Source organism: Williamsia herbipolensis, assembly GCF_000964005.1.
Classification (GTDB): Bacteria; Actinomycetota; Actinomycetes; order Mycobacteriales; family Mycobacteriaceae; genus Williamsia_A; species Williamsia_A herbipolensis.
In genome coordinates this window covers 34,185-53,703 of record NZ_JXYP01000003.1, presented here as the reverse complement: position 1 = coordinate 53,703, position 19,519 = coordinate 34,185, and the positions used below count along the sequence as shown (strand labels likewise).

Genomic DNA, 19,519 nt, shown 5'->3' with positions numbered 1-19,519 from the left:
TCATCGCAGCCATGACGCGACCGGGTGCACCACTGGGAGATCTCTTCGCTCGCGCCGTGACACAGGCCTTCGGACCCGCGTTGCCCACGTCCGACACCACCGACGACCGCATCCTCGACGCCGCGCTGGCAGTGCTCGGCCGCCGCAGCACGCGGGAGGCGACGGTCGAGGAGATCGCCCGCGAGGCTGGCGTGGGTCGTGCCACGGTGTTCCGCCGGTTCGACAGTCGCGACCACGTCTTCGAGGCCGCACTCGTACGGTTCGTCGGTCAGGTCGTCGGCACGATGGTCGACCGGTTCGCCGCGGTGACCGATCCCGTCGACCAGGTGGTGGAAGGGTTCGCGATCTGTCTGGCGCTCGACGACGACCCGCTTCTCGCCGACCGTGGACGCCGGGGCGAGCTGCTCGCCGCCCTGTCGGGCGGGGACCCGTCGCCGCTGCGACTCGCATGGTCGGCCGTCGCGGCGAATCTTCGCCGAGCGCACCGGGACGGTTCGATCACGGTCGGCGATCCCGACGAACAGGCAGACGCGCTCGTACACCTGGGGCTGTCGTATCTGATGACGCCGGGGCTCGCGGTCGATCTCACCGATCCAGCAGCGGTCCGGGCTTTCGCCCGGCGCACCGTCGCGCCGATCGTGGGCGCGATTCCGCCACACGCCGTGCCGTCCCCGTGATCGGATCGGGTATGACCACCGACGCAACCGTGATCCTCGAGAACTACACCTACTTCGAGTGCCCGCGCTGGCACGACGATCGCGTATGGGTGTCGGATTTCTACACCCACCAGGTGATCTCGGCGAACGCCGACGGCTCCGACGTGCGCGTGGAGGCGCAGGTCCCGAACCAGCCGTCCGGGCTGGGGTGGCTCCCCGACGGGCGGCTGTTGGTGGTGTCGATGCGCGATCAGACGATCCTCCGGCGCGAACCCGATGGTGAACTCGTCGTGCACGCCGACCTCTCCGAGCTGGTGTCGGAGAATCTGAACGACATGCTCGTCGACGCGAGCGGCCGCGCCTACGTCGGCAATTTCGGCTTCGACCTCATGAACGGCGGGACGCCCGCATCCACGCACCTCGTCCTCGTCGAACCCGACGGTTCGGCGCGTGTCGTCGCCGACGACCTGTATTTCCCGAACGGGATGGCGCTCGCCGACGACGGGCGGCTGCTGGTCGACGAGACCATCGCCAACCGGGTCAGCGCCTTCGACATCGCCGACGACGGATCGCTCGGCGAGCGCCGTGACTGGGCGGTGTTCGGTGATCTCCCCGACATGGACGACATCGCCGCGGCGATGGGCCAGATCGTCCTCGCACCCGACGGATGCTGCCTCGACACCGACGGCACACTTCTGGTCGCCGATGCGCTCGGCGGGCGCGTCGCCCGCGTGGCCGAGGGCCGCGGCGTCATCGACCAGTACGACTTCGACAGCGGTGTGTTCGCCTGCGGCCTCGGAGGAACGGACGGTCGCACCTTGTTCGTCTGTGCCGCTCCCGATTTCGACGAACACGCCCGCAAGGTCGCCACCGACGGCAAGCTCTTGGCGGTGCAGCTGCCCTCGTGACCGCCGCGGTCAGACCGGCCGCGGCCGGTATCGCGTCATCGTGATCCCCGACGGGAACGCTGTCGACTCCTCCAGCGCGAGAGGCACGGGCGGCGCGTCCTCGAAGAGTCGGCGACCTCGACCCCGGACGAACGGGTAGACGAACAGCCGGAACTCGTCGACCAGCCCGAGTGCGATCAACGCGTGACAGAGGCCGATGCTCCCGGTGCACACGATGTCGCCACCCGCCCGCTGCTTGATCTCCTCGACTCCGCTGCGCAGATCCCCCGAGAGCACCTCGGTGTTCGCCCACCCCGGCTCGGTGATCGTCGACGACACGACGTACTTCGCGACCTGGTTCAGGTGTGCGGTCACACCCGTCGTGTCGTCGGCGCGCGGACCCCAGTAGTCCCGCATCCCGACGAAGGTATCGCGGCCGACGAGGAACCCGTCGGAGGCGTCGCGCTGACGGGCCAGAACTGCATCGGCTGCGGGATCGGATCCGGCGTTGGTGAACCAGTCGTCGGTGGCCTCGACGACGCCGTCGACGGTGATGTTCTGGGTGATGACGAGGTCTCGCACGTCCATTCCTCTCGGTGGTGCCGCCGCTCGGCACGAGGCGCGACCGGCGCGATCTTTCGCTGTCGGGGAGTACCGACTCCCCAACCGGACAGAACTCATCGGACCGCGGACTACCGTCGATTCCGAGACTCGACGAGACGAACGGGAGACATGGACATCGAACCGATGCGGCCGGTCGACCAGGTCCACGAACCCCTACCCGACAACGGGCTCTGGTACAGCTCCCGCGGGTGGCGCGGGTGGATACTGCCGCTGCTGTTCCCCGCGCTGATCGTGGCGTCGGCGATCATCAGCGTGACCGGCGTGGCGCCGTGGTGGACCTGGTGGGTGCAGGGCACTGGGATCCTCGTCGTGATGCTGACGGCGAACGTACTCCTACGAAAGCTGTTGCCTCGCAGGTCGTGAGCGCGGATCACTCAGAACGCACAACGCCCCCCGTCGCGATCGACGAGGGGCGTTGTGGCGGAGTAATTCAGGTCAGCGCTGAGGTGCCTGCGTCGGGTGGATCGGCGCGGGAAGGTAGGTCTCCTGCGTGAGGTAGCGGTCGGCGCCGGCGGCGGCGGAGCGCCCCTCGGCGATGGCCCACACGATGAGCGACTGTCCGCGACCGGCGTCACCGGCGACGAAGACACCGGGCACGGTGGACTGGAAGTCGTCGTCGCGCACCACGTTTCCGCGACCGTTGTACTCGACGCCGAGCTTGTCGAGGAAGTCCTCGCGCTCGGGACCGACGAAGCCCATGGCCAGCAGGACGAGATCGCACTCGAGCTCGAACTCCGAACCCTCGACCTTCTCGAACTTGCCGCCGCTCATCACGACCTCGTGAGCCGAGAGCGAGGTGACCTTGCCGTTCTCGCCGGTGAACTTCTCGGTGTTGACCGAGAACACGCGCTCGCCGCCCTCCTCGTGGGCCGAGGACACGCGGAACATGAGCGGGTAGGTCGGCCACGGGGTGCTCTCGGCGCGCTCGTCCGGCGGCCGCGGCATGATCTCGAACTGGTGGACGATCTCGGCACCCTGACGCAGCGAGGTGCCGAGGCAGTCCGCACCGGTGTCACCGCCGCCGATGATGACGACCTTCTTGCCCTTCGCGGTGATCGGCGGCTGACCGTCCTCGCCGACGACGTCGTCGCCGAGCTGCACCTTGTTGGCCCACGGCAGGAACTCCATGGCCTGGTAGATGCCCTCGAGCTCGCGGCCCGGGATGGGCAGGTCGCGCCAGCTGGTGGCGCCGTTGGCGAGGATCACCGCGTCGTAGGACGACCGGAGCTCCTCGACCGAGAGGTCGACGCCGACGTTGACGCCGGTGCGGAACGTGGTTCCCTCGGCCTCCATCTGCTCGACGCGACGGTCGATGTGGCGCTTCTCCATCTTGAACTCGGGGATGCCGTAGCGCAGCAGTCCGCCGATCCGATCGGCGCGCTCGAGCACCGTGACGGTATGGCCGGCGCGGGTGAGCTGCTGTGCCGCAGCGAGTCCCGCGGGACCCGAACCGACGACGGCGACCGTCTTACCGGTCTCCTTGGTCGGCATCACGGGCTTGACCCAGCCGTTGTCGAAGGCGTTGTTGATCAACTCCACCTCGACCTGCTTGATCGTCACGGCGGGCTGGTTGATGCCCAGCACACACGATGCCTCGCACGGCGCGGGACACAACCGACCGGTGAACTCCGGGAAGTTGTTGGTGGCGTGCAGACGGTCGATGCCGTCCTCCCACTGCCCCTTGTAGACGAGGTCGTTCCACTCCGGGATCAGGTTGCCCAGCGGGCAGCCGTTGTGGCAGAACGGGATACCGCAGTCCATGCACCGGCTGGCCTGGCGCTGCAGCGTCTCGTGGTCGTACTCGGCGTAGACCTCTTTCCAGTCCATCAGCCGCAGATCGACCGGCCGACGTGCCGGGAGCTCACGTTCGGTGTACTTGATGAAACCCTTTTGGTCACCCACGAGCTGCCTCCATGATCGCCTCGTCCACGTCACGCCCGGCCTTCTCGGCGTCGGCGATGGCCGCCAGAACCCGCTTGAAGTCCCGGGGCATCACCTTCGTGAACTTGCCCTGCGTGTTGTCCCAGTCGGCCAGAATGGCTGCGGCCACCGGGGAATCGGTCTCGTTGCGGTGCTTCTCGATGATCCCGTGCAGGAACTCCACGTCATCGTCCTCGAGCGCCTCGGGCTCCACGAGCTCGGTGTTGAGATTGTCGGGGAGCTTGCCGAACGGGTCGTAGACGTAGGCGACACCACCGGACATGCCGGCCGCGAAGTTGCGCCCGGTGTCGCCGAGGACGACCACCCGTCCACCGGTCATGTACTCACAACCGTGGTCACCCACACCCTCGACCACCGCGACGGCACCGGAGTTGCGAACGCAGAACCGCTCGCCCACCACGCCGCGCAGCAGGATCTCGCCGCCGGTGGCGCCGAACCCGATCACGTTGCCCGCGATGATGTTCTCCTCGGCGACGAAACTCTCCGGCGCGACCTTCGAGGGATGCACCACGATGCGTCCACCCGAGAGACCCTTGCCGACGAAGTCGTTCGCGTCGCCCTCGAGACGCAGGGTGATGCCCTTGGGCAGGAACGCACCGAAGCTGTTGCCCGCCGACCCGGTGAAGTCGATGATCACCGTGCCCTCGGGAAGTCCGGTGGCGCCGTACACCTTCGTCACCTCGTGGCCCAGCATGGTGCCGACCGTGCGGTTGACATTCGAGATCGCCGAGGTGAACGAGACGCGCTCACCCTTGTCGATCGCCGGACGGCTCTGCGCGATGAGCTGCTGATCGAGCGCCTTGTCGAGCGCGTGATCCTGGCTGCCCGAGCAGTAGAGGTCCTGGTTCATGAACGGCGAGTCGGCCTCGGCCAGGATCGGCGAGAGGTCGAGCTTGCCGGCCTTCGCGCCCTTCCAGTGAGCCAGCGCCTTGGTGGTGTCGAGGGCCTTGACCTGGCCGACCGCCTCCTGCAGCGTGCGGAAGCCCAGGCGCGCCAACAGCTCACGCACCTCCTCGGCGATGAACATGAAGAAGTTCTCGACGAATTCGGGCTTACCGGTGAACCGCTGCCGCAGCAGGGGGTTCTGCGTCGCGACACCCACGGGGCAGGTGTCGAGGTGGCAGACACGCATCATGATGCAGCCCGACACCACCAGTGGCGCCGTGGCGAACCCGAACTCCTCGCCACCGAGCAGTGCGGCGACGACGACATCACGGCCGGTCTTGAGCTGACCGTCGACCTGGACCACGATGCGATCGCGGAGACCGTTGAGCAGCAACGTCTGCTGGGTCTCGGCGAGGCCGAGCTCCCACGGTGCGCCGGCGTGCTTCTCCGATGTCAACGGGGTGGCACCGGTGCCACCGTCGTGCCCGGAGATGAGCACCACGTCGGCGTGCGCCTTCGACACACCCGCGGCGACGGTGCCGACACCGACCTCCGACACCAGCTTCACGTGGATACGCGCGGCCGGGTTGGCGTTCTTCAGGTCGTGGATCAGCTGGGCGAGATCCTCGATCGAGTAGATGTCGTGGTGCGGCGGCGGCGAGATCAGCCCGACGCCGGGAGTGGAGCCGCGGACCTCGGCGACCCAGGGGTACACCTTGTGCGGCGGCAGCTGGCCACCCTCGCCGGGCTTGGCGCCCTGCGCCATCTTGATCTGGATGTCGGTGCAGTTGGTCAGGTAGTGCGAGGTGACGCCGAAGCGACCCGAGGCGACCTGCTTGATCGCACTGCGCCGCCAGTCGCCGTTCTCGTCGGGCTCGAAGCGGTCGACGCTCTCGCCGCCCTCACCGGAGTTCGAGCGGCCGCCGAGACGGTTCATGGCGATGGCCAGCGTCTCGTGGGCCTCACCGGAGATCGAGCCGTAGCTCATCGCGCCGGTCGAGAACCGCTTCACGATCTCGCTCGCGGGCTCCACCTTGTCGATCGGGATGGGGTCGCGGTCACCGAAGTTGAAGTCGAACAGTCCACGCAGAGAGGCGATCTTGCGTGACTGGTCGTCGACGAGCTTCGTGTACTCCTTGAACACCGAGTACTGACCGGTGCGGGTCGAGTGCTGGAGCTTGAACACCGTGTCCGGGTTGAACAGGTGGTACTCGCCCTCGCGACGCCACTGGTATTCGCCGCCGACCTCGAGTTCGCGGTGCGCGCGCTCCTCGGGACGGGCCTCGAACGCCAGCGCGTGACGCGCGGCGACGTCGGCGGCGATCTGGTCGAGACCGACGCCGTCGAGGTGGCTGAGCAGGCCGGTGAAGTACTCGTCGACCGTCTCCTGGCCGATACCGATGACCTGGAACAGCTGCGCGCCGGTGTACGAGGCGAGAGTGGAGATGCCCATCTTGCTCATCACCTTGAGCACGCCCTTGCCCGCGGCCTTGACGTAATTGGCCTGCGCGGTCACGAAGTCGAGGGGCTCACCCTTCGCGTCCTTCAGCACACCCCGCTCGGCCATGTCCTCGATCGACTCGAGTGCCATGTAGGGGTTGATGGCCGCGGCGCCGAAACCGACGAGGCACGCCATGTGGTGCACCTCGCGGGCGTCACCGGCCTCCACGAGCAGCCCGACCTGGGTGCGGGTCTTCTCACGCACGAGGTGGTGGTGCACCGCCGAGGTCAGCAGCAGCGACGGGATCGGGGCGAGCTTCTCGTCGGATTCCCTGTCGGACAACACGATCAACCGCACACCGTCGGCGATCGCCTCGGACACCTGGCGACGCACGTCCTCGAGCGCCTGGCGCATGCCCTCGCCGCCCTCGGCGACCGGGTACAGACCACGGATCTGCACGCTGCGGAAGTCGGGGTAGTTGCCGTCGTCGTTGATGCGGACCAACTTGGCCAACGCGTCGTTGTCGAGGATGGGCTGGGGCAGCGCGATCTGACGGCACGAGTCGGCCGTCGGGTTCAGCAGGTCGCCCTCCTTGCCGATGGTCACGCCGATGCTGGTGACGACCTCTTCGCGGATCGCGTCGAGCGGCGGGTTGGTGACCTGGGCGAAGCGCTGCTGGAAGTAGTCGAACAATGTGCGGGGCCGCAGCGACAGCACGGCGATGGGGGTGTCGGTGCCCATCGAGCCGATGGCCTCCGCACCGCTGGCCGCCATCGGCGTCACCAGGAGGCTGAGCTCCTCGCTGGTGTAGCCGAACACCTGCTGGCGCAGTCGAACCCGATCGTGGGGCATGTGGGTGTGCGGGCGGTCGGGCAGGTCACCGAGCCGGAGGAAGCCCTTGTCGAGCCACTCCTGGTACGGGTGCAGCGACGCCAGTTCGTCCTTGATCTCGGCGTCGTCGACGATACGTCCCTGATCGGTGTCGACGAGGAACATGCGGCCGGGCTGCAGACGCAGCTTCTGCACGACGTCGGCGGGATCGATGTCGAGGACACCGACCTCTGACGCCATCACGACCAGACCGTCCTTGGTGACCCAGATCCGGCTGGGGCGCAGGCCGTTACGGTCGAGCACCGCACCGATCACCGTGCCGTCGGTGAAGCACACCGACGCCGGGCCGTCCCAGGCCTCCATCAGCGTCGAGTGGTACTCGTAGAACGCCCGGTGCTCGGGCTTCATGCTCTCGTGACGTTCCCACGCCTCGGGGATCATCATCAGCACCGAGTGCGGCAGCGATCGGCCACCGAGGTGGAGCAGCTCGAGCACCTCGTCGAAACGCGCGGTGTCCGAGGCTCCCTCGGTACACACCGGGAAGATCTTCTCGGCCACCGAGTCGCCGAAGACGCTGGTGTCGATCAGCGCCTCGCGGGCGCGCATCCAGTTCTCGTTGCCGGTGACGGTGTTGATCTCACCGTTGTGGGCGATGCGGCGGAACGGGTGCGCCAGCGGCCACGACGGGAAGGTGTTGGTGGAGAAGCGCGAGTGCACCAGCCCCAGAGCGCTTTCCACCCGATCGTCCTGCAGGTCGAGGTAGAAGCCACGGAGCTGCGGCGTGGTCAGCATGCCCTTGTAGACGAAGGTGCGACCCGACAGGCTCGGGAAGTAGACGGTCTCGCGTCCGGGTCCGTCCTGGCCGGCACCCTTGCTGCCGAGCTCGGTCTCGACGCGCTTGCGCACCACGAAGGCGCGCCGCTCGAGCTCGTCGCCCGAGGCACCGCCGACGAAGATCTGACGGAAGGTCGGCATCGCGTCGCGGGCGAGGGCGCCGAGCGAGGTGTCGTCGGTGGGGACCTCGCGCCATCCGAGAACGGTGAGGCCCTCGGACTCGGTGATCTTCTCGACCGACTCGCACGCCGTACGGGCATCGCCGGAGCCCTGCGGCAGGAACGCCATGCCGGTCGCGTACTCACCCTCGGCGGGGAGTTCGAAATCGGTGACCGCGCGCAGGAACGCGTCGGGGACCTGGATCATGATGCCCGCGCCGTCGCCGGTGTTCGGCTCGGCACCCGCGGCACCGCGGTGTTCGAGGTTGACCAGCGCCGTGATCGCCTTGTCGACGATGTCGCGCGAACGGCGGCCGTGCATGTCGACCACGAAGGCGACGCCGCACGAGTCGTGCTCGTTGACCGGGTGGTAAAGGCCCTGGGGGCCGGGTGCCTGCTTCATTGTTGTTCGCCCTTACATCGCGTAACGCGAGAACGCCTCACTGCTTCCCAGATTACGGCACCACCGCTCGGCAAACCCTTATGAGGACAACCTAATCACGGCTCTGACCAGCGCTTACGCCCCGGCCCACGGTATCCGCACCCAACGTTGCAGCCCCATTGCTTCAACGGTGCACGCCAGCCCGTCACCGGACGTGGCGTCGTCGACCCCGGCAAGGGGTCGCCCTGCACGTGATCATCGGACAATTTTCTCACGGAAGGCGGCTACCACAGAAATCGCCCACCACCACTGACCGCGGTGGTCATGTCCCCGTGGCCCCGCACGATCCCTCGGTCGCGACCGCCGCGACCGGACGGCCTTCCCGCACGGCCCGGTCGAAGACCTCGCGCACCCGGCCCATGCGACCGGTGTCGGGTGCGGCGGTGTGGCTCGCCGGCGCCTCCGGTCCGCCGACCGCGTCGTCGATGGCCGCCGCCAGGCGACCCCGCGGGATCGGGGTCGGGGCGTCACGAGCGGTCAACGCACGCAGTGAGATCCAGTACTGCTGGGTGTGGCGGGCGAGCTCGTGGGCGACCTCGACCGCACTCGGATCGAGGGCATGGGACTCCTGGGCGTAGAACGTGATGAAGCCGGAGGTGTCGAGACCGGTGAACAGGCGGAACGACAGCACGGTGCCGATCGGTGCCGCAGAGTTGATGACGCGGCTGTACTCCGGCCACCGTTCGTCGGAGGCGAGGTCGGAGATGTGGATCACGGTGTCGTCGTCGCTCGGTTCGAGACTGGGCCCCACCCCGTAGAGCTGTTGGAGCTGATCGAGCAGCACCGGGTACTGGTCGTTGGCGGCGATCGTGGTCAGTCCCTGGTCGCGCGACACCAGCGACAGCCCGACGCTCTCGGCACCGGGCACGGCCCGTGCCGCCGTCTGCGCCAGCTCCGACAGGAGAGCGCGGTGGTCACCCGACGTGGCGTGGGCGGCGATGCGGTGTCCCTGTGCGACGTCGGTCGACGGGAGCGGGGCCAGCCGGCGCAGCAGGGCACGGGCGATGCCGGCCACCTCGCGTTCGTCATGGGTGATGGCCCACTCGTAGCGGCGGTCCCCGACCGGCCCGGTGTCGCCGAGGTTGCGGGCGACCACGGCCGTGGACCCGTCGGGGTCGACCACGGCGAGCGCGACGTGCTCGCGCAGCGGTTGGATGTGGGCGCCGCGCACGCCCTCGGGCAGGGCGGTGCCCACCCCCACCACCCCCACGAGGGTGTTCGACTCCGCGAGCTCGGCGAACCTCGCGGCCGCGGTGGCGGTGAACAACTCGGGCAGATGGATCGAGAGCAGGATCAGCCCGATGGTGCCGTCGCGGGCGGCGGCCTCCTCGAAACCCGATCCCAGAGTGGCGATCTGACGCAGTGGCGAGGTGCGTGTCGGCACCCGTCGCAGCAGATCCGCCGGTACCGAGGGGATCACCGACGGCGCCTCGGGCTCGATGGCCAACACGGTCGACCCGCTCTCGGCGTCGAGGATGTCGGCGGTGATCTCCAGCGGGCCCGGCATGCCCAGGTGGTAGCCCTGCACCAGGGTCGCACCCAACGCTCGCGCACGATCGAGGTCGTCGTCGGATTCGATTCCCTCACAGAGGATCCGGCAGTCACTGTCGCTGACGTGGTCCCACACCGCGCGCAGAGTGCGACGGTGTTCGGAGGCGAACTCAGGGCCGAGCATCACCCGGTCGAGCTTGATGATGTCCGGTCGGATGACCGAGAGCATCGCCACCGAGTCCGGATTGACCCCGACGTCGTCCAGAGCGACGAGACACGAGCGTTCCCTGGCCCAGTCGGCGGCCCACAACACCGAGCGCGGATCGGTCAGCAGGGCCCGCTCGGTCAGCTCGATCACGGTCGGGACGATGCCCACCGCCTCCGACACCTCGCGGGGGTCGACCCTCCACGGTGGGGGCGTGCCCAGGACGCTTGGTTCGAGGTTGATGAACAGGTGCAGCGGGCCGCGGACACCCGCGTGGAGCGCTCCGGTCATCGCGGCGCGGCGGCACTCCCAGTCGAGATCGCCGAGAACGCCCATGTCACGGGCGGCGGTGAACATCTCGGCCGGACCGAGTTCGGGAGTCCCCGGGAAGCGGGCGAGAGCCTCGTACCCCACGACGACACGGGTCTGCAGGTCGAGGATCGGTTGATACACCGACCGCACCCGACCCGACGGACCCAGCAGGTCGTCGAGAGATCGCGCGGCGTCGGTCGACATCGTTGTTCCCCCCAGGCGAGGCAGCTCTTTTACCCCACTCAGTTTCGGAAAGCGTAGCCCGACGAACCACACACCGGACCGCGAACCGCGATGTGACAGAACAGCGGGTCTACAACCAGCCGCGACGCCGGGCGGTGACGGCGGCCTCGGCCCGCGTGGACGCGCCGGTCTTGCCGATGGCGCTCGACAGATAGTTGCGCACCGTCCCCGGCGTGAGATGCACCTGGCCGGCGATGGCGGCGACGGTCGCCCCGTCGAGAGCCGCGCGCAACACGTCACGTTCCCGTTCGGTCAACGGACTGTCTCCGTCGGTGAGGCTCTCGGTGGCCAGCGTCGGGTCGATCACCCGCAGGCCGGCGTGCACGCGTCGCACCGCGTCGGCGAGTTCGCTTGCGGGCGTGTCCTTCACGACGAACCCGGAAGCACCTGCCTCGACCGCGCGCCGCAGGTACCCGGGGCGACCGAATGTCGTGACGATCAACGAACGGGTCTGCGGGAGTTCGGCCTTGACCCGTGCAGCGGCCTCGATGCCGTCGGCGCCGGGCATCTCGATGTCGAGCAGGCACACGTCGGCGGCGGCCGCCCGCGCGGCGTCGACCACCTCGTCTCCGCGGCCCACCTGCGCCACCACGGTGATGTCGTTCTCGAGATCGAGCAGCGCCGCGAGGGCGCCCCGCACCAGCGCCTGGTCGTCGGCGAGGAGCAGTCGGATCGGTGCACTCACGCGAGGATCACCTCCACCGCGGTCCCGCCGGAAGTCGCACGCACGTACAGGTCGCCGCCGGCCGCCTCGACACGCTCGGTGAGTCCTCGCAAGCCGTTGCCGAAGGCGTGGTCGGGGATGCCGCAGCCGTCGTCGACAACCTCGAGCCGGTCGGCCTCGACCGAGACGCTGCACCGGGCGGCTCCGCTGTGGCGCACCACGTTCGTCACCGACTCCCGCAGCACCCAGGCGAACAGCGCCGAGCGCGACGGGGCCAGATCCTCCGGCGCCTGCGGTAGGTCGGCGACGATGGCGGCCGCGGTCAACGCGGTGCGCGCGGAGGCCAGTTCGGTGCGCAGGTCGGGTGTCCGCAATCCGCCGACGGTCGCCCGTACCTCGGCCAGCGCCTGGCGCGACATCGAGTGCAGCTCGGCCAATTCGGCTTTCGCACGCTCGGGGTCGATGTCGACGAGGCGCCCGGCCAGCTCCGACTTCAGGGTCATGACCGTCAGAGAGTGCCCCAGGATGTCGTGGACATCGCGCGCGACCCGTTCACGTTCGGCGACCACGGCCAGTTGCTCGTCGAGCTCGCGTTGCCGTTCCTCGGCCGCCTCGCGTTCCCGTTCGCGCAGTTGCAGATTGCGGGCCGCGATCATCGCCCCACCCGACACGATGAGCGCGATGACCGTTCCCGGGTCGAAATCCCAACCGGGGATGAACTCCGGTCCGAGGACGGCGAGGCCGATCACGATGCCGGTGACCACGAAGCCCATACGTTGCGCCAACCCGAACACCGTGATGGCGATGAGGAACGGTCCGAAAGCGAGGCTGCCGTTGGCGAGGATCGGCGTGGTCGCGACCGTGATCGCGCTCAGCGCCGTGAAATACCGCAGCGCGATCGCCGGGTCGGGGTTGTCGTGGCGCATCGGGATCACGTGGACACACGCCAGGACGTAGGTCACGGCGAACGCGGCGATGAGGGCCATGCCGACCGCGGTGCGTGTCGCGGTCTCGTCGGCGGCGAGCAGGGAGGCGATCGGATAGCCGAGGAAGATCAGCCAGATCGCCGGGAACGCCCATCGCAGGTCGTCGCGCCCCCGTCCGCGTACCCACCCCCGCAACCCACCGCGCCGGCGTGGCGCGGTGGGCTCGGTGGTCGCTGACTCGGGTGACGCAGTGCTCACGGGGTCGACTCTAAGCGCGAGCGGCGTCATTGACGATCGGTGCTGCGGTTGTAGAACCACACGGCGGCCGCGGTGAAGATCGACGCCCACACCACGATGTTCAGCAGGCTGATCCAGAGCGCGATGTGGTCGCCGTAGACGGTGTCGCCTCCGGTCATCGGGTAGTTGGCCAGCGTGTTGATGCCGAACATCGGGGTGAACATGGAGAAGGTCAGCATCGCGCCCTTGAGCGGCACGAACAGGTTGCCGGCGAAGGCCAGCAGGGTGAGGACACCGCCGCTGACCTGCATCGCGGCCTCCGATTTGAGGGCGCTGCCCATCGCCATGCCGAAGGCGGCGAACACCGAGGCACCGATCCAGCCGAGCAGCACCGAGCCGATCCAGATGGCCACCGGCGCGCGGGCACCCGTGAACACACCGACGATCGACAGCAGGATCAGCGGCAGGGCCGCCATGGTGAGGGCGACGAGGGCCTTGGTCACGACGTATCCCAACGACGTCAGCGGCGTCAGTCGCAGGGTTCGCGTCCATCCGGCCTGCTGTTCGAGGGCGACCGACGCGGCGTTGGTGGTGGTCGCGAGGATCGCGCCGTAGACGGCCATGTGCACCATCACGTAGGCGGCGGTGTTGGCGTGGCCGATCCTGTCGTCGCCGCCGTACTTCTGGGTCGCGCCGAACACGATGTAGAGGAGGGTCGGCATGGCGAGGGTGAAGATCATCGCCCGCCGGTTGCGCAGCACGCGTCGGACGTCGAGGCGGACATAGGTGGGCGAGAAGCCGCGTAGCGGGCCGCCGCCGGTGGAGGGTGCAGTCGGGGTGAGGGTGCTCATCTGATCGTCTCCGGGGTGCTCTGGGTGGTGGGGGCGGTGAGGGCGACGAACGCATCCTCGAGGTCGTGGGCGACGATCTCGAGGTCGTGGGCGTCGGTGGCGGTGAACAGGAACCGTGCGACGGCATCGGAATCGCTGGTGGACAGGTGGAGTCGACCGCCGCGGACCTCGCTGGCGGTGACACCGGGCGCGTTGTCGGTGATCCAGCCGATGCGGGCGGGATCGACGACCGCGGAGACCACGCGGCCCGAGGACTGCGCGCGGATGGCCGCGGTCGAGCCGTCGGCGACGACCCTGCCGCCGGCGATCATCACGATGCGGTCGGCGAAGTCGTCGGCCTCCTCGAGGTAGTGCGTGGCGAACAGGACGGTGCGTCCCTGTCCGGCGTCGGCGCGCATCGTCGCCCAGAACGCACGTCGGGACTCGACGTCCATCCCGGCGGTGGGCTCGTCGAGCACGATGAGGTCGGGATCGGGAAGCAGCGCGAGCGCGAACTTCAGGCGCTGCTGCTCGCCGCCGGAGCACTTCGACACCTTGCGGCCGGCGATGTCGGTGATCGACGCCCGGTCCATCACGTCGTCGACATCACGCACGCCGAAGGTCGAGGCGACGATGCGGACCGTCTCGGCGACGGTGAAGTCGGGCAGCAGCCCGCCGGTCTGGGTCACCGCGGCGATCCGCCCCGATGCGGTCGCGGCGTCGGGCGTGGTGCCGAACAACTCGACCGTGCCCGAATCGGGTCGGGTGAGTCCGAGGATCATGTCGAGGGTCGTGGTCTTGCCTGCGCCGTTGGGGCCCAGGAAGGCGACGACCTCGCCTTGGCGGATGGACAGGTCGACGCCGTCGACGGCACGCACGGTCTGCGACCGTGGTCCGCGGAACGACTTCGTCAGTCCTTCGGTGTGGAGAGCGAGTGGGATGTTCATGCCGATGACGATGCCGTCGCCAAGGGCCTCGCACCGGGATCGGATGTCACGGATCTCGAATGACAGATGTCATCTCGATAATCGGGGTTATGGTCGGTTGATGGTCGCGTCCAACGACATCGGTGATCCCGTGCAGCCCTGGCACACGCCCCGCGGCTCGAGGCGGTCCCGGTCGCTCAATTCCTCGATGCAGCGCACGCTGCCCGCCCTGATCTCGGGATTCGGGCTCCGCTCGGCCGACGCGGTCAACTCTCCGACCCCGACGATGATCCGACGGGCACGGCCGGTGGTGAACCGCACCATCGTGGCGTTGAGTCCGGTCCCCCGCGGGACAACGATCAGCCCGGTGCACGAGCGACGCGGCGTCCGCGGCGAGTGGGTCCACGGGCGCGGTGTGGGGCCGAGCGCCACGATCATCTACTACCTGCACGGCAGCGGGTTCGTGGTGTGTTCTCCGCGTACCCATCGCGGTCTGGTGTCGCGGTTGTCGACGCTCACCGGTATGCCGGCCTTCAGTCTCGACTACCGCCTCGGGCCCGAGTACCGGTTCCCCACCGCCGGTGACGATGCGATCGCCGGATACCGATGGCTGCTCGACCGCGGATACTCGCCGAACCAGATCGTGATCGCGGGCGATTCCGCCGGCGGCCACATGGCCCTGGATCTGTTGGCGCACAACCACGCCCACGGGCTCGGTCAGCCGCGGGCGATGGTGTTGTTCTCGCCGTTGTCGGATCCGACCTTCGAGTTGTCGCTGGCCCGGCAGCGCGGCGGTCACCGCGACCCGCTGATCGATGCGCGCTTGGGCGCCAACGTGATCCGCATGTATCTCGGCGATGCCGCCGCGGACGATCCCCGCCTGCACATCGATCTCACCGCCGACATGGATCTGCCCGTGACCCTCATCCAGGCCGGCTCGCTGGAGGTGATGGCCGACGACGCGCGAGACATCCACCGGCGCATCACCGACGCCGGTGGTTCCAGCGAGCTGCAGATCTGGCCCGACCAGACCCACGTGTTCCAGATGTTCCCCCTGTTCGGACCAGAGGCCGCTCGCGCGGTGCGCGCGGCGGCCTCTTTCGTGTCCGATCAGTTCGATCGCTCGCGCGTCACCGATTCGCGCTGACCTTGCCCGCGTCGGTCTCGGCCAGGGGCAGACCGGCGTGCCGTGCGCGGGCCGTCACCACGAGGTTCTGCACCAGCAGCACCGACCCGAGGTAGAACAGCAGCGTCGATCCGCTGACGTCGGCCGACGCGAGCAGGTCGATCCCGACATGGGCGGCGATGCCTGCCAGCCACAGTCCCGCGGTGAGGGCGGTGCCGCGGCCATAGGCGGTGTTCGTGGCGGGATCGCGGTAGATCCGCACCGTGTGGCCACGGACCACCGCGATGGCCAGACCGACGACGGTCGACACGCCGAGCACGACGAGGTCGAGAGCGCCGACCCCGGTGCCATCGAGGGACTTCACGGCGACGACGGCGCCGATCACGGTGAGGATCACCGTGATCTTGGGTGAACCGCCGACCGGTGTCGGGCGCATCTGGCGGTAGAGGATGAGGCCGATCACGGCGACGGCGATGACGATGTTGGCGAGCATGATGTGCCTTTCCGATGGTGTGTTCGCGGTGCGGTGGACGTCCGGTCACCCGCTCAGCGAGCGAGGGCGAAGTCGGTGGACGACGCGCGGACCTCGGCGCGCAGCCGGGCCGAGCGGGCGGTGAGGGCGACGACACGGCCCACGACCATCACCAGTGCCCAGATCACGAAGAACGGGGCGATCGCGTCGGACGTGAGGTGCAGCGACATCATGTGCTCGCCCACCCAGGTCCGGAAGGACGCGTTGTCGGAGACGGCCCACACGAATCCGATCCGTGCGGCCATGGCGACCAACCACACCGAGACGAAGGCGGTCGTGCAGCGGGTCATGATCTTGCCGGTGGAGCGATCGGCCCACATGGCCGTGGCGAAGTAGGCCAGGAGTCCGAACACCGCTCCGATACCCGCGCCGACGAGGTACAGGACGATCGAGTTGTGGTCGGTCGGCGCGTCCTTGAGGTAGGCGTAGCCGAAGCCGGCCACCGCGAGAACGGGCATCGCGATCTTGTGCAGGCCGAAATGACGTGTGCCGTACTGCGTCGCCATCATGAGGGCGAAGATTCCGCCGCTGATCTCGACTGCCTGGCTGAGGTCCGACATGGTGTTCTCCTTCGTGGGTGACGATCCGTGGCGACCGGTGTGTCGCTCGAGAACAACTCTGCTGCGCCACAACGGAAAGCGGATCGACCCGACAGTGGAGTGCGGGGTGGACATATGTCTCCACCCGTGGGTGGAGGACGGACACGCACGGTCGGTGGCATCGTGGTCACCTATGCGCGTTCCGAACCTGTCCCGACTGGCGCCGCCGGTACCGGCCGACGGCTTCGCGGGGACCGGGATCACCGACGCGACGGTGTCGCGACTGTTCCCGTTGATCAACGTCGCAGTGGTGGTGTGGGCCTGGCTCACGGTCTCGCCGCTCGGGTTCTCCGGCACCGGTCTCTACGGCGTGATCCTGATGGTCCTGGGGACGCTGGGGATGTCGATGCGTCTGCTCGATCCCGCCTTGTTACCGCGCCCGATCGGCTTTCTCGCCACCCTGGCCGCCGGTGTCGTCGCCGGACTGCTCTTCGCGTTCGACCCGACCAGCGCGGTCACCGCGTTCGCCCCCATCATCGCCGGCACCGCGGGGTTCCGGTTCGCCACCGTCCCGGCGATCGTCGTCGCCGCGACCACTTCCGCCACCGCCTTCATCGCGACGTCGATCCGCGTCGACGGCACGGCGTACTGGCCGCTGCTCGTCGGGTTGGCCGTGCTCATCGGGATGACGCGCCGCGACCGCAGCGAGGCCATGCGTCTGGCACGCGAGAAGGTCGAACAGACCGACCGGGCGATCGCCTCGGAGAGCCGGGCGCAGGTGCTGGCCGAACGGGCCCGGGTCGCACGCGAGATCCACGACGTCCTCGCGCACTCGTTGTCCGGGGTGAACATGCAGCTCAATCTCGCCGATGCGCTGCTCGAGGACGGTCGCGCCGACGAGGGGCGACAGGCGGTGAAGACGGCCCAGGGCATGGTGGCCGACGGACTCGTCGAGGCACGACGTGCGGTGTACGCCCTACGGGAGGAGTCGCGTGATCTCGTCACCGCGATCCGCGCCCTGGTGACCGGAGGTCGCGAGACGGTGTCGACCGACGGCGAACCGTGGGAGCCCGCACCCGAGGTCGCCGCGCACCTCGCCCGCATCGTCGGCGAGGCACTCACCAATGCCCGCCGTCACGCGGCCGGGGCACCCATCACGGTGGCCCTGGAATTCACGTCCGCCGCGCTTCGTGTGACTGTGGTCAACGGCAGGGGCACGCACGCAGAGCGATTCACCGGAGGGTCGGGCATGGGACTGGTCGGTATGCGGGAACGCGCCGCGGAGATCGGCGGGACGCTCACCGCCGGGCCCGGTACCGTCGCCGATCCGGGCGCGGGCTGGACCGTCGCGATCGAGGTGCCCCGGTGACCGCCGCCGACTCCGCCCAGCCGATTCGGGTCGTCATCGCCGATGATCAGGCCACCATCCGCGACGCACTGGCCGCGATGCTCGACCTCGTGGCCGACCTGTCGATCGTGGGTACCGCGGCCGACGGAGCCGCACTCGTCGACCTCGTGGCGGAACATCAGCCCGATGTGGTGCTGACCGATCTCCGGATGCCCGGGATGGACGGCGCCGAGGCCACCCGCATCATCGGCGAATCGTCTCCCGACCTACCCGTCGTCGTGCTCACCACCTTCGACGACGACGAGTCGATCTTCCGCGCACTCGACGCGGGCGCCCGCGGTTACCTCACCAAGGATGCGAACCGCCACGAGATCGCCGCCGCCATCCGCGCAGCCGCCGCCGGACAGTCCGTCCTCGATCGCACTGTGCAGCAACGCCTTCTGGCCGGTGCCGTCCGTTCCGCCGGTCCGTCTGTGGCGACCGCGTCACCGCCCGAACTCGACGCACTCACCGCCCGCGAGCGAGAGGTCCTCGTGCACATGGCCGATGGATCCAGCAATCGCGAGATCGCCAAGGCGCTGTTCGTCAGCGAGTCCACCGTGAAGACCCACATCAACAACGTGTTCGCGAAGTTGGCGCTCCGAGACCGCGGCCAGGCCATCGCCTTCGCGCATCGTCACGGGCTCGTCTCGGGCTGACGCGGCCCGAACGCGATTCAGTCGACGTCGACGCCGAAGTCACGTGCGATGCCGGCCAGCCCGCTCGCGTAGCCCTGGCCCACCGCTCGGAACTTCCATTCGGAGTTGCGTCGATACAGCTCGCCGAAGACCATCGCCGTCTCGGTGGAGGCATCCTCGCTGAGGTCGTAGCGCGCGAGCTCCACACCGTCGTCGATGTTGACGACGCGGATGAAGGCATTGACCACCTGACCGAAGGTCTGTCGGCGGTTGTCCGCATCGTGGATGGTGACCGCGAAGATCATCGACTCGACCCGGGGATCGAGGGCCTTGAGGTCGACATTGACCGACTCGTCGTCACCGTCACCCTCGCCGGTGAGATTGTCGCCGGTGTGCACGATCGCCCCGTCGGGTGAGGTGAGGTTGTTGTAGAAGACGAAGTAGCTGTCGGACAACACCTTTCGATCAGGTCCGACGGCGAGCACACTGGCGTCGAGGTCGAAGTCGGCCCCGGTGGTGGCCCGTACGTCCCATCCCAATCCGACACTCACTGCACGGAGGTCAGGCGCCTGCTTGCTCAGCGAGACGTTTCCACCCTTGGCCAACGACACCGACATCCGTTACCTCCTCCGACCGGTGAGCGCGCCCTCGCTGCGCTCTCTCCCAGGGTATCGACCGCGCTCCGCGGAGCGCGGTCAGGAACGATTGTCGGTGGGTCCCGATACCCGGCCCGCCACGAGCTGGCGAACCCGCCACGTACTGGC

Annotated in this window: 17 protein-coding genes; 6 read left to right on the top strand and 11 right to left on the bottom strand. The window is 68.5% G+C overall.

Annotation, left to right across the window (positions count from 1 at the left end; genetic code table 11):
* The first annotated feature begins 11 nt into the window (after positions 1 to 11).
* Together TU34_RS00850 and TU34_RS00845 are read left to right on the top strand one after the other, a co-directional pair.
* The gene (locus TU34_RS00850) at positions 12 to 677 is read left to right on the top strand and encodes a TetR/AcrR family transcriptional regulator (RefSeq protein WP_045820945.1); all 666 of its coding nucleotides are present in this window, start codon (positions 12 to 14) and stop codon (positions 675 to 677) included.
* Positions 678 to 688: 11 nt separating this feature from the next.
* Entirely contained in the window at positions 689 to 1,564 is an 876-nt protein-coding gene (locus tag TU34_RS00845) for an SMP-30/gluconolactonase/LRE family protein (protein WP_045820997.1), read from the top strand.
* Between the two features lie 9 nt (positions 1,565 to 1,573).
* Here the strand turns inward: TU34_RS00845 and TU34_RS00840 are convergent, their stop codons facing one another.
* Positions 1,574 to 2,125, bottom strand: coding sequence for a dihydrofolate reductase family protein (locus TU34_RS00840; protein ID WP_045820996.1), 552 nt, complete (start codon positions 2,123 to 2,125; stop codon positions 1,574 to 1,576).
* Positions 2,126 to 2,275: 150 nt separating this feature from the next.
* On the opposite strand from TU34_RS00840, the gene TU34_RS00835 reads away from it, so the two are divergent.
* The gene (locus tag TU34_RS00835; protein WP_045820944.1) at positions 2,276 to 2,530 is read left to right on the top strand and encodes a hypothetical protein; all 255 of its coding nucleotides are present in this window, start codon (positions 2,276 to 2,278) and stop codon (positions 2,528 to 2,530) included.
* 72 nt (positions 2,531 to 2,602) lie between these two features.
* Here the strand turns inward: TU34_RS00835 and TU34_RS00830 are convergent, their stop codons facing one another.
* The 7 genes from TU34_RS00830 to TU34_RS00800 form a co-directional block, all read right to left on the bottom strand.
* Positions 2,603 to 4,069 (bottom strand): glutamate synthase subunit beta, encoded by a 1,467-nt coding sequence (locus TU34_RS00830; RefSeq protein ID WP_045820943.1) that lies wholly within the window; start codon positions 4,067 to 4,069, stop codon positions 2,603 to 2,605.
* Positions 4,062 to 8,660 carry a glutamate synthase large subunit gene (gltB, locus tag TU34_RS00825; protein ID WP_045820942.1) on the bottom strand — a complete coding sequence of 1,533 codons (4,599 nt, stop codon included), beginning with the start codon at positions 8,658 to 8,660 and terminating at the stop codon, positions 4,062 to 4,064. Before gltB ends, TU34_RS00830 begins: the two co-directional genes overlap by 8 nt.
* A 301-nt stretch (positions 8,661 to 8,961) precedes the next feature.
* Positions 8,962 to 10,911 carry an EAL domain-containing protein gene (locus TU34_RS00820; RefSeq protein WP_045820941.1) on the bottom strand — a complete coding sequence of 650 codons (1,950 nt, stop codon included), beginning with the start codon at positions 10,909 to 10,911 and terminating at the stop codon, positions 8,962 to 8,964.
* A 109-nt stretch (positions 10,912 to 11,020) separates the two neighbouring features.
* Positions 11,021 to 11,635: a response regulator transcription factor gene (locus tag TU34_RS00815; RefSeq protein WP_045820940.1), complete on the bottom strand. Its 615-nt coding sequence runs from the start codon at positions 11,633 to 11,635 to the stop codon at positions 11,021 to 11,023.
* Positions 11,632 to 12,798, bottom strand: coding sequence for a sensor histidine kinase (locus TU34_RS00810; RefSeq protein WP_238981114.1), 1,167 nt, complete (start codon positions 12,796 to 12,798; stop codon positions 11,632 to 11,634). Before TU34_RS00810 ends, TU34_RS00815 begins: the two co-directional genes overlap by 4 nt.
* 26 nt (positions 12,799 to 12,824) lie before the next feature.
* A complete protein-coding gene (locus TU34_RS00805; RefSeq protein WP_045820939.1) occupies positions 12,825 to 13,628 on the bottom strand; it encodes an ABC transporter permease in 804 nt (267 codons plus the stop codon).
* On the bottom strand, positions 13,625 to 14,554 hold the full coding sequence (locus tag TU34_RS00800; RefSeq protein ID WP_045820938.1) for an ABC transporter ATP-binding protein: 930 nt from the start codon (positions 14,552 to 14,554) through the stop codon (positions 13,625 to 13,627). Before TU34_RS00800 ends, TU34_RS00805 begins: the two co-directional genes overlap by 4 nt.
* 100 nt (positions 14,555 to 14,654) lie before the next feature.
* Between TU34_RS00800 and TU34_RS00795 the strand changes: the two genes are divergently transcribed.
* A complete protein-coding gene (locus TU34_RS00795) occupies positions 14,655 to 15,680 on the top strand; it encodes an alpha/beta hydrolase (protein WP_045820937.1) in 1,026 nt (341 codons plus the stop codon).
* Here the strand turns inward: TU34_RS00795 and TU34_RS00790 are convergent.
* Positions 15,664 to 16,152 (bottom strand): hypothetical protein, encoded by a 489-nt coding sequence (locus TU34_RS00790; RefSeq protein WP_045820936.1) that lies wholly within the window; start codon positions 16,150 to 16,152, stop codon positions 15,664 to 15,666. The two genes, TU34_RS00795 and TU34_RS00790, sit on opposite strands and share 17 nt — an antisense overlap.
* 53 nt (positions 16,153 to 16,205) lie before the next feature.
* On the bottom strand, positions 16,206 to 16,751 hold the full coding sequence (locus TU34_RS00785) for a hypothetical protein (RefSeq protein WP_045820935.1): 546 nt from the start codon (positions 16,749 to 16,751) through the stop codon (positions 16,206 to 16,208).
* Positions 16,752 to 16,923: 172 nt separating this feature from the next.
* On the opposite strand from TU34_RS00785, the gene TU34_RS00780 reads away from it, so the two are divergent.
* The gene (locus tag TU34_RS00780; RefSeq protein WP_052688562.1) at positions 16,924 to 18,099 is read left to right on the top strand and encodes a sensor histidine kinase; all 1,176 of its coding nucleotides are present in this window, start codon (positions 16,924 to 16,926) and stop codon (positions 18,097 to 18,099) included.
* On the top strand, positions 18,096 to 18,776 hold the full coding sequence (locus TU34_RS00775; protein ID WP_275041715.1) for a response regulator: 681 nt from the start codon (positions 18,096 to 18,098) through the stop codon (positions 18,774 to 18,776). The genes TU34_RS00780 and TU34_RS00775 overlap by 4 nt, the downstream gene beginning before the upstream one ends.
* Positions 18,777 to 18,793: 17 nt before the next feature.
* Here the strand turns inward: TU34_RS00775 and TU34_RS00770 are convergent, their stop codons facing one another.
* Positions 18,794 to 19,372, bottom strand: coding sequence for a TerD family protein (locus TU34_RS00770; protein ID WP_045820934.1), 579 nt, complete (start codon positions 19,370 to 19,372; stop codon positions 18,794 to 18,796).
* Positions 19,373 to 19,519 lie beyond the last annotated feature (147 nt).

What these genes read in the sequence shown, in the direction of transcription:
- TU34_RS00850 (WP_045820945.1), top strand. Translation starts at nt 12, where the DNA reads ATGACGCGACCGGGTGCACCACTGGGAGATCTCTTCGCTCGCGCCGTG.
- TU34_RS00800 (WP_045820938.1), bottom strand. Translation starts at nt 14,554, where the DNA reads ATGAACATCCCACTCGCTCTCCACACCGAAGGACTGACGAAGTCGTTC.
- TU34_RS00785 (WP_045820935.1), bottom strand. Translation starts at nt 16,751, where the DNA reads ATGTCGGACCTCAGCCAGGCAGTCGAGATCAGCGGCGGAATCTTCGCC.
- TU34_RS00795 (WP_045820937.1), top strand. Translation starts at nt 14,655, where the DNA reads ATGGTCGCGTCCAACGACATCGGTGATCCCGTGCAGCCCTGGCACACG.
- TU34_RS00805 (WP_045820939.1), bottom strand. Translation starts at nt 13,628, where the DNA reads ATGAGCACCCTCACCCCGACTGCACCCTCCACCGGCGGCGGCCCGCTA.
- gltB (WP_045820942.1), bottom strand. Translation starts at nt 8,660, where the DNA reads ATGAAGCAGGCACCCGGCCCCCAGGGCCTTTACCACCCGGTCAACGAG.
- TU34_RS00845 (WP_045820997.1), top strand. Translation starts at nt 689, where the DNA reads ATGACCACCGACGCAACCGTGATCCTCGAGAACTACACCTACTTCGAG.
- TU34_RS00835 (WP_045820944.1), top strand. Translation starts at nt 2,276, where the DNA reads ATGGACATCGAACCGATGCGGCCGGTCGACCAGGTCCACGAACCCCTA.
- TU34_RS00790 (WP_045820936.1), bottom strand. Translation starts at nt 16,152, where the DNA reads ATGCTCGCCAACATCGTCATCGCCGTCGCCGTGATCGGCCTCATCCTC.
- TU34_RS00780 (WP_052688562.1), top strand. Translation starts at nt 16,924, where the DNA reads ATGCGCGTTCCGAACCTGTCCCGACTGGCGCCGCCGGTACCGGCCGAC.
- TU34_RS00770 (WP_045820934.1), bottom strand. Translation starts at nt 19,372, where the DNA reads ATGTCGGTGTCGTTGGCCAAGGGTGGAAACGTCTCGCTGAGCAAGCAG.
- TU34_RS00820 (WP_045820941.1), bottom strand. Translation starts at nt 10,911, where the DNA reads ATGTCGACCGACGCCGCGCGATCTCTCGACGACCTGCTGGGTCCGTCG.